This is a genomic window from Synergistaceae bacterium, assembly GCA_017443945.1.
Lineage (GTDB): Bacteria > Synergistota > Synergistia > Synergistales > Aminobacteriaceae > JAFUXM01.
This window is the reverse complement of record JAFSXS010000111.1, coordinates 1-12004: the sequence shown is the minus strand read 5'-3', so window position 1 is coordinate 12004 and position 12004 is coordinate 1. Positions and strand designations below refer to the sequence as shown.

12 protein-coding genes and 1 tRNA gene are annotated in these 12004 nt (G+C 40.8%); 6 read left to right on the top strand and 7 right to left on the bottom strand.

Annotated features, from left to right (window positions below):
• Positions 1-214: 214 nt before the first annotated feature.
• Genes IJT21_11330 through IJT21_11320 form a run of 3 tightly spaced genes read left to right on the top strand, consistent with a single transcriptional unit; the run spans position 215 to position 1551 of the window.
• Complete coding sequence (locus IJT21_11330) at positions 215-691, top strand: class I SAM-dependent methyltransferase (GenBank protein ID MBQ7578843.1); 477 nt, start codon at positions 215-217, stop codon at positions 689-691.
• 17 nt (positions 692-708) lie between these two features.
• Entirely contained in the window at positions 709-939 is a 231-nt protein-coding gene (locus IJT21_11325; protein ID MBQ7578842.1) for a hypothetical protein, read from the top strand.
• 57 nt (positions 940-996) lie between these two features.
• Entirely contained in the window at positions 997-1551 is a 555-nt protein-coding gene (locus IJT21_11320; GenBank protein ID MBQ7578841.1) for a DJ-1/PfpI family protein, read from the top strand.
• Between the two features lie 65 nt (positions 1552-1616).
• On the opposite strand, the gene IJT21_11315 is transcribed toward IJT21_11320, so the two are convergent.
• On the bottom strand, positions 1617-2825 hold the full coding sequence (locus IJT21_11315) for a deoxyhypusine synthase family protein (protein MBQ7578840.1): 1209 nt from the start codon (positions 2823-2825) through the stop codon (positions 1617-1619).
• A gap of 156 nt (positions 2826-2981) precedes the next feature.
• Here IJT21_11315 and IJT21_11310 point away from each other — a divergent pair.
• The 3 genes from IJT21_11310 (at position 2982) to IJT21_11300 (ending at position 5797) form a co-directional block, all read left to right on the top strand.
• Positions 2982-3057, top strand: a tRNA-Asn gene (locus IJT21_11310).
• A gap of 173 nt (positions 3058-3230) precedes the next feature.
• The gene (locus tag IJT21_11305) at positions 3231-4802 is read left to right on the top strand and encodes a sodium:solute symporter family protein (protein ID MBQ7578839.1); all 1572 of its coding nucleotides are present in this window, start codon (positions 3231-3233) and stop codon (positions 4800-4802) included.
• Positions 4803-4936: 134 nt separating this feature from the next.
• Positions 4937-5797, top strand: a complete 861-nt coding sequence (locus IJT21_11300; protein MBQ7578838.1) for an amidohydrolase family protein — start codon at positions 4937-4939, stop codon at positions 5795-5797.
• A gap of 6 nt (positions 5798-5803) precedes the next feature.
• On the opposite strand, the gene IJT21_11295 is transcribed toward IJT21_11300, so the two are convergent.
• The 6 genes from IJT21_11295 to iorA all read right to left on the bottom strand — a co-directional run bounded on the left by IJT21_11295 (position 5804) and on the right by iorA (position 11875).
• Positions 5804-6271 carry a hypothetical protein gene (locus IJT21_11295; GenBank protein ID MBQ7578837.1) on the bottom strand — a complete coding sequence of 156 codons (468 nt, stop codon included), beginning with the start codon at positions 6269-6271 and terminating at the stop codon, positions 5804-5806.
• On the bottom strand, positions 6204-7658 hold the full coding sequence (locus IJT21_11290; GenBank protein ID MBQ7578836.1) for a thiamine pyrophosphate-binding protein: 1455 nt from the start codon (positions 7656-7658) through the stop codon (positions 6204-6206). The genes IJT21_11295 and IJT21_11290 overlap by 68 nt, the downstream gene beginning before the upstream one ends.
• A gap of 101 nt (positions 7659-7759) precedes the next feature.
• The gene (locus IJT21_11285) at positions 7760-8194 is read right to left on the bottom strand and encodes an acetolactate synthase (GenBank protein ID MBQ7578835.1); all 435 of its coding nucleotides are present in this window, start codon (positions 8192-8194) and stop codon (positions 7760-7762) included.
• 15 nt (positions 8195-8209) lie between these two features.
• Positions 8210-9520, bottom strand: a complete 1311-nt coding sequence (locus tag IJT21_11280; GenBank protein MBQ7578834.1) for a phenylacetate--CoA ligase — start codon at positions 9518-9520, stop codon at positions 8210-8212.
• A 30-nt stretch (positions 9521-9550) separates the two neighbouring features.
• Positions 9551-10126, bottom strand: coding sequence for an indolepyruvate oxidoreductase subunit beta (locus IJT21_11275; GenBank protein MBQ7578833.1), 576 nt, complete (start codon positions 10124-10126; stop codon positions 9551-9553).
• A gap of 3 nt (positions 10127-10129) precedes the next feature.
• Positions 10130-11875 carry an indolepyruvate ferredoxin oxidoreductase subunit alpha gene (iorA, locus tag IJT21_11270; protein ID MBQ7578832.1) on the bottom strand — a complete coding sequence of 582 codons (1746 nt, stop codon included), beginning with the start codon at positions 11873-11875 and terminating at the stop codon, positions 10130-10132.
• Positions 11876-12004 lie beyond the last annotated feature (129 nt).

Sequence of the window (12004 nt, the reverse complement as noted above, 5' to 3'; positions counted from 1 at the left end):
AATAAATTGCTTGATTTACTGAAAGCACAGGCAAAAAATTTTATCTCGCAGCGAATATAAATATATAATTGCACTCTCAGGGATTAACGCGTGAGAATATAAGTAAACTTATTTACTTATTAGAATCTCAAGCTAAAAATTTTATCGCACAAAGAAATATATAAAATTTATGCTATAATGCCCTTGAAATTTTTATAAAGGCGTGATAATCATAATGGAGTCAGGAGTCAGGAGTCAGGAGTCAGGACAAGAACAAGAATTTGACTCATTTGCAGAGAACTATTCAAGCGAAGTAGATAACGAATTATCTGCAGTTCTTAAGGGCAACCCGCACGAATATTTTAATCAATACAAAATTTTTTATCTCAGGAAGATATTTAATTCTCAACAAAAATTGACTTCAAATCCTCTGAAAATTTTAGATTACGGCTGCGGGGTCGGGCTATTCTCTAAAACTATTTATGACGCATTTAATAATATTATTATTCACGGATTCGATGTCAGCAGCAAAAGTATTGATCAAGTCCCTGAAGAGATTCGCACTGGGAGAAATTTTTTCACGAGTAATCTTGCTGAATTAGATTCGGACTATGATATTGCTTTATTAATCACAGTTTTACATCACGTTGTCCCCGAGTCCGAGCGTCCCGGCAAAATATTTATAAGCGTCTTAAGCCCGGCGGAAAATTAATAATAATCGAGCACAATATGACGAATCCCCTCACGCGAAAACTCGTGAATAACAGCCCAGTCGATGACGATGCAATTATGCTTAATATTTCAGAGTGCAAAAATTTGCTTACATGTGCAGGCTTTAAGAATATTTCAGGAAAATATATAGTCTTCTTCCCTAAACAGTTAGCAGGCTTGAGATTTCTTGATAAATTTATTTCTCGGATTCCTTTAGGTGCTCAGCATATGACTTGCGGCGGAAAATAAATAATCTCGTTATCGCTTGAATAACATGATACAATTTTCACGAGGTGATTTATTATTATGAAGACAGCAGCAATTTTCTTAATTGACGGTTTTGAAGAAACAGAGGCACTCACGACTGTAGATATTTTACGTCGCGGCGGTGTTGTAGTAACGATTGTATCACTCACAGGGAGTCAAGAAGTTACCAGCAAAAATAAAATTCGCGTGAGGACTGAAGCAATGTTTGACTCAGTTAAAGACGAAAAATTTGACATGCTGATTTTACCGGGGGGAACTCTTGAGATAGCGAATCACGAGGGATTACAGGAATTACTCAAGAAATATAACGCTGAGGGAAAATATATCGCGGCGATTTGTGCAGCACCGGCGGCACTGGGTAAAGCTGGAGTCTTAGCAGGCCGCAAAGCAGTATGTTATCCGGGACTCGAACATCATTTAACGGGAGCGTCAAAAGGTTCTGAAAGAGTCGAGACAGCTGGTCATATCACGACAGCAAAGGGGCCGGCAGTAACTCCGATATTTGCGTTAAAGCTGCTTGAGATTCTTGAGGGGAAGGCGATGGCAAATGAAGTCGCGGAGGGATTCCTGATTCCTCTAGTATATAAGAATTAAAGCGTGTGTAGCAAGCCGCCGTCGAATGGGGTGGGCGGGTGGGAATGAGACGGCGGCAAAAATTTTTATTGAATCATATAATTTTGAGAACGCTTTAACATTTTTTCACGGTCAAGAGGCTTTACATTATTTACTATGTATTCACGCATTAACGCACCTTCCGGAGTATCTTGAGACGATGAGAGAAATTCAAGCTCGACTCCTAAATTTTTAGCGACATCATGAGCAATTAACGGCCAGACTTTGCCAATATCCCCGACAATAGGCAAGCTCCCTTCATGACGTGCAAATGCTGACATTTCCATTCTGAATGGAATCTTTGCGGCCTTAGTTTTCGGGAGTCCTTTGTCAATTGCTTCCTGAACAGTTTTATTTAATTCGACTGCCCGGCGTAAATTCTCGTCAAGATCGATTCTGATTAAATTTTTGTCCCGTAAATTATAAGTCGCTTGTCCCGAATAATCAGCCCAGATCCCGTGCCCCGTGTAGCATTCAAATGGGCCGTCATGAATTTCTTGTGTCAAAGCAACTGCCGACTCAATTATTACATCACATGATGCTAGCATTCTTGAAATTCTCATAGAACGCTCAGAAACAGGAATCGAGTCGCCTATTGACATTCCTACAGCTCCGCCGCCGACTAATTGCGGAATAGTAACGAGAACAGGAATATTTTTTTTGTCCGCAGCTCCCAGCATTGTTTTATCATCACAGCCCCAGCCCGCAACTTTTTCAAATGGGAGTCCGTAAATTCTCGCGAGACTCAATACTTCATGCGCGAGTCTCTCTGTTCTGAGTCCCATGGGATAAGCCATATTTCCGGCTGCTTTGATAATCTCGTTCAATTTCGGCAAATTCTTCCCGCGTGTTAATAAATCGTCGTCTAAGGGCATTTCACGTTTAAGCGCGTTAATTTCGTCATCAGTCATGCAAGTGAACTCATAGACATCTCCGCGGGGCATTTTGCTTAAGTCCATATTTAAAGATTTTGCGTCAACCCTGAAAACTTTATCGAGAGAGCCGGCCATTTCGTGGGCAATTACTGCCGAACTTGTAGATACAGCGTCAACGATTCCGACTCGTATTAACTCGGCTATAAGAGTCGTTACTCCCTCGTGAATATTCGGCCCGCTTCCTGTTACTACCATTACACGGCCGCCGCTTTGTTTAGTTTTCGTGATTCTCTCTACTGCTTTATTTAGAGTCTCAAGACTTTGAGAGTCAAGCGATTCCCTGAAAAAATCAAGCTGTGAGAGCCCGAATAAATTTCGCATTAATAAATTACCTCCATATTATATAAGCTCATAAAATAATTATCACACTTATTTAACGAGTTATTATGCTGTGATTTATATCAAAATTTTATAATAAACGCTAAAAAATAAATTTGACAAATTCGGCATGTTACAGTAAAATTTCTTTCGTTGTGTTCCACAATAGCGCAATCGGCAGCGCGGATGACTGTTAATCATTAGGTTCCAGGTTCGAGTCCTGGTTGTGGAGCCAATTTTTTTTTGCCCATTTTACCCCGCCTATAAAATATATTATCACTTAAATCACGAAAATATTTCACAATAAAATTTTTTGCACACATTTATGAGACTTGATTTTGAGTCTGAACAGGTTTAATCTTTTGCGAATTTGTTAGATTGTTAATTAGAAAGTGTGATTAATTTATTATGATTCTAAAAATTTTATTAGTCGTGTTATTTTTCGGGCTTATGCTTGGAATCGGTTTATATTGCCGTAAACATTCAGTAGATGTCAACGGTTTCGTCCTTGCTGACAGATCAGTCGGGCCGTGGCTCTCAGCGTTTGCATATGGAACTAGTTATTTTTCTGCGGTTGTCTTCGTAGGATATGCGGGGCAATTTGGCTGGCGTTACGGAGTCGCTGCTACATGGGTCGGGCTTGGAAATGCATTTATAGGCTCGTTAATGGCGTGGGCAGTTCTTGGCCGTCGAACTAGAATAATGAGTCAGTATTTATCAAGTGCTACAATGCCTGACTTTTTCGGGAAAAGATTCACGAGTGATGCTTTAAAAATTGCCGCGTCAATAATTTGCTTTGTGTTCCTGATTCCATATACAGCGAGTTTATATAATGGCTTAAGTCGTTTATTCGGGATGGCATTTAATATAGATTATTCGTTATGTGTTGTAATAATGGCTGTCTTGACGGGGATTTATGTAATAGCGGGCGGCTATATGGCAACTGCTATAAATGATTTCATTCAGGGTATAATTATGCTGCTGGGAATTTCTGCCGTTGTAATTGCAGTTCTTGAGAGTAAAGGCGGATTTTATGCGGCCTTGTCGGGAATTTCAGAAATTGCAGATCCTAAGGCGATAACACCTCTTGCAAAATCACGGGGGATTTTCGCGTCATTCTTCGGCCCTGATCCAGTTAATTTATTAGGAGTAATAATTTTAACGAGCTTAGGAACATGGGGACTCCCTCAAATGGTACAGAAATTTTATGCGATTAAGAACGAGAGCGACATTTCAAAGGGGACAATTATTTCGACATTATTTGCGCTTGTTGTTGCTGGAGGCTGCTATTTTCTGGGAGGATTCGGGCGTTTATTCACCGCACAATTAGACCCCGCCGGAGTTGGAGTCCCCGTTGAAGGTTATGACTCAGTTATTCCCGTTATGCTGTCAGGACTGCCTGATATTTTGCTGGGAGTCGTAGTAATTCTCGTATTATCGGCCTCAATGTCGACTCTTTCGTCGTTAGTGCTTGCGTCAAGTTCGACTCTTACTCTTGATTTACTGAAGGGACATATAATTAAGCAGATGGACGAAAAAAAGCAATTATTTATAATGAGAATCTTAATCGTGATATTCATAATAATTTCTGTTATTCTCGCGCTGATTCAGTATAAATCAAATGTTACGTTTATAGCTCAATTAATGGGAGTCTCATGGGGAGCACTGGCCGGGGCATTCTTAGCACCTTTCATGTATAGTCTTTACTGGAAGGGAGTTAGTAAATTAGCTTGCTGGGTTAATTTTATTTTTTCGAGTGCCGTAATGATTGCGAATATATTTATACGTTCAGATTTTCCGGTTCTATTACAATCGCCCATTAATGCCGGAGCGTTTTGCATGTTAGCAGGATTTATTATTGTGCCTGTTGTGAGCTTTATTACTCCTAAGCCGGATAAAAATTTCATTGATAATGCGTTCTCTTGCTACACAAAGACGGTTACTGTCAAGCAATCCAGCGCGCTCGGTGATGATGAGTAAATATTTTATTGCGAGCTATAAATTTTCCTTGTTGTCATCACCCACTCGTTACAAAAAATTTTTCCTGCCGCCGCTCCCACCCACCCGCCCCGCGGCGGCTTTATTCACTCACGCTGTAAAGGAGTATATATCACATGAATATAATAGATTTTCACGTTCACACATTCCCCGAAAAAATAGCCTCTCATGCCCTGAAAATTTTATCAAGTAAGAGTCACACGAAATATTTTACTGAGGGAACGCTTGAGTCTCTCATTAAATCAATGTCAAATGCTGAAATATCAGCGTCAGTCCTGCAGCCAGTAGCCACCAAGCCCGAACAAGTCAGCAAAATAAATGACTCCGCAATCTCAATAAATAATACCGGCAAAATTTTTTCATTCGGGGCAATTCACCCGGACTGCAATAATAAATTTATCCGTGAAGAGTTTGCAAGATTATCAAGTTCAGGCGTTAAAGGCGTTAAAATTCACCCGGTCTATCAGGGAGTAAATATCGATGACGAGAGATTTATAAATATTTTGAAATTTGCCGGCGAGTTTAATTTATCCGTGATGATTCATGCTGGTTTTGATATTGGATTTCCTGATGATGATAAAGCACTCCCCGAACGAATCGCAAAATCTCTTGACTTGGCCGGGAATAATTGCCGGGTAATTCTCGCTCATATGGGCGGCTGGCGTTGCTGGGAAGATTCTATAAAATTTTTTGCTGATCGTGAAAATATTTATATAGATACTGCGTTCTCACTGGGAGAATTTATCCCTAATAATGATAATTTCTATACGAGTCAAGATCAGTGCAAAATGTTAAACTCTCAAGAATTCACGCGAATTATAAAAATTTTCGGGGCGAATCGAGTCTTATTCGGGACTGACTCGCCGTGGAGTTCACAAATTCAATGCGTTAAAGATTTTGACTCGCTCGATTTAAACGAGTCCGAGAAAAAATTAATATTTTACGATAACGCAGCAAAGATTCTCGGACCTGAATAAAATAATTTACTCGTCAATCAACGGTATAAACATATTGCGCTTTAACTCTTCACGGGGCAAAAACGGGGCTAAATCTTCAAGCGGTGAACTTACTAGAGTCCCATCTTCTAATTTTCTTGCGCTGCTCTTGGGCTCCCAGTTCTGCACTGTGTCCGTGAAAATTTCGCAAAATAAAGCTCCGTCAAAATTTAAAGCCTCATCTACTGCACGTTCCATCTCTGAATTATCATGAGCGCACAAATATTTATATCCGAACGCCGTTGCAATCCTGCTGAAATCAGGGAATGACAGATCACCGGACTCCGGACCGATTCCGACTCGTGTGTGATTGCTGAATAAATTTCGCTGGGTCTGCCTGATTGAGTGATAGCCTTGATTGTTTACTAGGAAAATTTTTATAGGGAGCTTATTTGTTATTACTGTCTGGAGTTCCTGCAAGTTCATCATTATGCTGCCGTCGCCTTCGAGACAAATTACTTGAGTCCTTGCGCCAGTTGATGCCCCCCCCCCCCCCTATGTAATTTACGCATGCTCCGATTGAAGCCGGGAGTCCATAGCCCATTGAAGCAGTTGCGCTATTATTAATAAATCTCGCGTCTTTCTTGATTCTATATGCCTGACTGCCTGCAACACAGCACGCGCCGTTTGATACAACCGTTAAATTTTTATCATGTAATTTACTGCTGAGATAATCTATAAATGCATATATATTAGCAAGTTTTTTCTGCTCATAGTGTCGAGTCAATACAACGGGATAATTTTTTTTCCAGTTTGAGCAGGTCTCAAGCCATGACGAGTCATTAAAAATTTTGTGATCTATTGCAGCGTTTAATTTATTCATAAAATCTTTAGCATCTGCCCATATTTTAAAATCTGCGTGTATAGTGTGCTTGTTCATTTCGTTTTTATCGATGTCGACCATGATAATTTTTGCAGCCCTCGCCCATGTGTCCCAGTTATAGCCGACTTGACGAATCGATAAGCGAGTCCCTATTGCCAGCACTAAATCTGAATTCTGAACCGCAAAATTTCCGGGTCTGTCGCCCATATTGCCGCCCCTGCCCGTGTAAAGCCTGTGAGAATTCTCTATTAAATCTATCGCATTCCAGTATGTAACAACGGGAATATTTAATTTTTCGATTAACTGCCTGAAAATTTCATAGCCGCCCGATAATCTTATGCCATAACCTGCATATAAAACCGGACGTTTTGACTCTTTTATGAGCGAGATAACATCTTTTATAACGTCATCACTCACAGCGGGAGGCAGTAATTTATCATCTTCTGAAGGGTCATAGCTTTCAAGATTGCTAGTTTCTATATATGCGCCCTGAAAATTTACGGGAATATCAAGCCAAACCGGGCCGGGCCGTCCTGTTGTCGCTAAATGATAAGCTCGTTCGAGTTCGTATTTAATTCGTTCGGGGTTCTCGATCATTACGGCGTATTTTGTCATTGCTTTGACTGAATTAATTATGTCGTATTCCTGATCACCGAGCGCACGCAAATTTATACCGCGCAATTTTTTAGCATATCTCGCTGTAGTGTCATAACGTACTTGGCCGCTTATAATAAACATGGGAATAGAGTCAAGCCAGCCGCATAATACGCCCGTTAAAGCGTTCACACCTCCCGGCCCAGTTGTAACACAGACAGCAGCAATATTATTATCGAGTCTCGCATATGATTCCGCAGCAATTGCAGCCGCCTGTTCGTGATGAGTATAAATTACTTTGAGGCCGTCCTTATGTCCTAACGCGTCATTTAAATGCATTGCCCCGCCTCCTACGACACTGAAACAGTGTTTTATGCCGTGTGAGACAAGAAAATCAGCTACATAATCCGCAAGTCTTTGCTTCACGTTATAGATTCCTCCTTATTAAATAAATATATAGCAATAATTATAATATAAAAAATGGAACTGACTCGCGCGAATCAGTCCCGGAAAAATTTTTTAATATTTTATAGAGCCGATAAAGTTTCTTGATTCATTATTCTGACTCCTGCTTTCATGAGCGAATCAGAAGCCGACTCGTTGTCATTTACCCTGAAAATTATATACGCGTTTTCTGATTTCTGGTTGCCTAAAATCGCGTACATGTATTCAACGTTGATATTAACGCCCTGCAAAATTTCTAATACTTTATTCAGGCCGCCGGGAACATTCGGAACTTCAACGGCTATAACGTCCGTGATGCTCGCAATAAATCCCGCCGATTTCAAAACATTTGCTGTCCCGTAAACATCATCGACAATTAAGCGCACTATACCGAAATCACTCGTCTCAGCAAGTGAAAGCCCCCTCATGTCTATATTATTATCAGCGAGTGCCTTTGTCATCTCGTGAAGACAGCCCGGCCTGTTCTCAAGAAATACAGAAATTTGTTTAACGCTCATAATTTGCACACTCCTTTAAATTTTGCGGTTGTCTATGACTCTTACTGCTTTACCCTCGCTGCGTGCTATTGTCTTAGGCGCGACAAGAGTAACTTTAGCAGTTAATCCCAGCATTGAACGAAGACCGTCAACTAATTTTGCCTGTCTCTTGTTTACTTCGCCGAGATTGTCCGTGAACATTTCCGGAGTCATTTCGACTCTTACGTCAAGTGTATCAGTATTATTTACTCGATCAACTATAATTTGATAATTTGCAGGATAGCCCTGATTGATTAATACGGTCTCGATCTGGCTCGGGAAGACGTTTACACCGCGAATTATCAACATGTCATCGCTCCGGCCTTTGAGTTTCGTCATTCTCACATGAGTACGGCCGCACGGGCATTTTTCGCGAGTAAGTGAGCAAATATCACGAGTCCTATATCTCAATAACGGGAATGCTTCTTTGTCTAAAGTCGTGAAAACAAGTTCGCCGAGACTCCCTTCTGGTAATACTTCGCCGGTTTCAGGGTTAATAATTTCTGCTATAAAATAATCTTCGTTAATGTGCATTCCGTGTTGATCCGAACATTCAAACGAGACTCCGGGCCCGCAAAGTTCTGTCAGTCCGTAAATGTCATAGGCTTTGATTCCCATAGTTGCCTCAATATCATGTCTCATACTTTCTGACCATGCCTCAGCCCCGAAAATTCCCGCCTTCAATGGAATATCAGACGGAGTCATTCCCATTTCTTTCATGCGTTCACCGATAAAAGCCGCATAACTCGGAGTGCAGCATAAAATCGTCGCCGATAAATCTTTAATGAACATTATTTGTCTGTCAGTATTTCCTGAAGACGCAGGAATCGTGAGAGAACCGACTAAATGACTCCCGCCGTTAAGCCCCGGCCCGCCAGTAAACAGCCCATAACCGTATGAAACTTGTACAACATCTTCATTTGTTCCGCCTGCTGCTGTAATCGCTCGTGCGCACATTGTCTCCCAGATATTCAAATCGTGCTGAGTGTAAAACGCTACGACTCTTTGTCCTGTTGTGCCTGATGTTGACTGAATTCTGACGCAGTCTTTTAACGGTTTGCCCATTAAGCCGTATGGATATGCTTTGCGTAAATCGTCCTTTGTCAAAAATGGGAGCTTGTATAAATCGTCCTGTGATTTAATATCATCGGGAGTCAAATTTTTTTCCTGCATTTTAGCGCGGTAATACGGGACATCTTCCCAGACATGACGAACTTGCTTTAATAACCGCTCGTTTTGTAATTCGCGAATTTTTTCGTGCGGCATTGTCTCAATTTCGGGCTGATAATATTTCTGCTTAATTTCCATCGTGTAAATAATACCTTCTTTATAAAATATTTATGCGTCTCTACCTAAATTAAAGGCTTTGAGATTCAGCTCTAAGAATTTAGCAGGAACACATGAATTTATTGACTCTTCCCATGCTTGAACGGGTATATCATCAAAATAATTACTTAACCGGCCAAGTAAGACAAGATTTACAGCTTTTGAGCTCCCGGCCATTTCTGCGAGTTTCAAACAGTCAAGCGCGTCAACTTTAACTCCGAGCGATTTAATTTTTGCTAATAAATTTTCCGGATAAGTCATTGCACCTGTCAAAACCGGCATGGGATCAGTCTCTTGTGTCGACGTTACAATTTGGCCGTCATGCTTTAAATATTCTAAATTTCTTGCTGCCTCTAACATTTCAAACGAGACTATAAAATCAGCTTGGCCTTTGTCTATAACTGGTGAATAAACTTTTTCGCCGTATCTCACATAAGTAACGACACTCCCGCCCCGCTGGCTCATTCCGTGAACTTCAGAGACTTTTACGTCATAATTTTGTGAAGTCAGCAGATGACCGAGTAATTTACTAGCTAAGACACTGCCCTGACCTCCGACTCCGACTATCATAATATTTTTTGCTGCCATGATTTATTCAGCCTCCTGAGATTCTAAAGCGTCGAATTTACATAATTGCTGACACACTCCGCAGCCTACACAGAGAGTCGAGTCAATTTTTGCCTTACCGTCTTTAATTGCGATTGCAGGACAGCCTATTTTCATGCAAGATTTACAGCCGACACATTTAGAATTATTTACGAGTAATGAGGGCTTATGCTTGACATATTTTAATAGTGCACAGGGACGGCGGGAAATTATTACACTGGGTTGATTTGATTCTAGCTCTTCACGAATAACTGACTCGCATTCCTGCAAATTGTAGGGATCTATTACTTTTACGCGGTTAAATCCCATTGCCCTGCATAGACTCTCTAAATCTATTCTCCCGGCCGGGACACCTTTAATATTATATCCTGTTGTAGGATTCTGCTGATGTCCTGTCATTCCCGTTATAGAATTATCAAGAATTATGACAAGTGAATTGCTTTGATTATATGCGATATTTGCGAGTCCCGTCATTCCCGAATGCATGAAGGTTGAATCGCCTATTACTGCGACAGTTTTTAATTTCGTGTCTGAATTCTCAAGTGCCTTATTAAATCCGTGAAGTGCGCTTATTGAAGCTCCCATACAGAGAGTCATTTCCATTGAAGACAGCGGCGCAACTGCTCCCAGTGTATAACAGCCTATATCACCCAAAACCGTACAATTTAATTTATTGAGCGTGTAAAATAATCCTCTATGCGGGCAGCCTGCACACATTACAGGAGGACGCGGAGGGATTTTCTCGTCAAGTTTAAGGCCGTTATTTGTAGCAAGATTTAACTTTTCAGCGATAATATTTTGACTTAATTCGCCCTCAAGTTTGAATAAATTTTTGCCCTCACATTCGAGTCCGAGCGACTTACAATAAGACTCAATAAACGGGTCAAGCTCTTCAACTATGATTAAACGCTTAACACTTTTTGCGAAAGATTTTATTTTCTCGTCAGGTAACGGCCAAATCATTCCCAGCTTTAAAACAGGGTACAAATCACCGCATGACTCTTTAACATATTGATAGCTCGTTGACGAAGTAATTATCCCGATTGAGTTATCACGGCCGGAGTCGATTTTGTTTATATCAATATTTTCTGCGAGTTCCTGCAATTTTTTAATACGTTCTTCTACTATGGGATGACGTTTAATTGCATTTCCGGGCATCATTACATATTTTGCAATATTTTTCACATATGGGCGCGCGTTGAGTTCGACTCTTTCTCCGGTTTCGACTAAAGATTGCGAGTGAGCTATACGAGTGCACATTTTTATAATTACGGGCGAGTCAAATTCTTCTGATATGTCAAATGCTCGTTTAAAGAATTCTAGTGATTCCTGTGAGTCAGAAGGCTCAAGCATGGGCAATTTTGCAGCTCGTGCATAGTGTCGCGAATCCTGTTCGTTCTGCGATGAGTGCATACCGGGATCATCAGCTACACAAATAATCATGCCTGCATTAATTCCCGTATATGACACAGTAAATAAAGGATCTGCGGCGACATTGAGTCCGACGTGCTTCATTCCGCAAAAACTCCGGACTCCTGCCAGTGATGCCCCGAAAGCTGTCTCCATAGCAACTTTTTCATTAGGTGCCCATTCGCAGTAAATCTCGTCAAATTTTGCGGCTTCTTCCGTTATTTCAGTGCTGGGCGTGCCGGGATAACTCGACACAACACAACATCCGGCTTCATAAAGTCCCCGGGCTGCTGCTGAGTTCCCCTGCATTAACTGTTTCATTTAAAGATTATCCCCCTTCAAGATTGCTGAAAATTTTAACACTATATAACAAAATAATAATCTATCATTAATGAACGCATTATATAATTCATGTCAAATTTTGTGCTATTCACGAGCGGTATAATATCA

Coding starts and splice junctions, on each gene's coding strand:
- IJT21_11330 (MBQ7578843.1), top strand. CDS start 215: ATGGAGTCAGGAGTCAGGAGTCAGGAGTCAGGACAAGAACAAGAATTT.
- IJT21_11325 (MBQ7578842.1), top strand. CDS start 709: ATGACGAATCCCCTCACGCGAAAACTCGTGAATAACAGCCCAGTCGAT.
- IJT21_11320 (MBQ7578841.1), top strand. CDS start 997: ATGAAGACAGCAGCAATTTTCTTAATTGACGGTTTTGAAGAAACAGAG.
- IJT21_11315 (MBQ7578840.1), bottom strand. CDS start 2,825: ATGCGAAATTTATTCGGGCTCTCACAGCTTGATTTTTTCAGGGAATCG.
- IJT21_11305 (MBQ7578839.1), top strand. CDS start 3,231: ATGATTCTAAAAATTTTATTAGTCGTGTTATTTTTCGGGCTTATGCTT.
- IJT21_11300 (MBQ7578838.1), top strand. CDS start 4,937: ATGAATATAATAGATTTTCACGTTCACACATTCCCCGAAAAAATAGCC.
- IJT21_11285 (MBQ7578835.1), bottom strand. CDS start 8,194: ATGAGCGTTAAACAAATTTCTGTATTTCTTGAGAACAGGCCGGGCTGT.
- IJT21_11280 (MBQ7578834.1), bottom strand. CDS start 9,520: ATGGAAATTAAGCAGAAATATTATCAGCCCGAAATTGAGACAATGCCG.
- IJT21_11275 (MBQ7578833.1), bottom strand. CDS start 10,126: ATGGCAGCAAAAAATATTATGATAGTCGGAGTCGGAGGTCAGGGCAGT.
- iorA (MBQ7578832.1), bottom strand. CDS start 11,875: ATGAAACAGTTAATGCAGGGGAACTCAGCAGCAGCCCGGGGACTTTAT.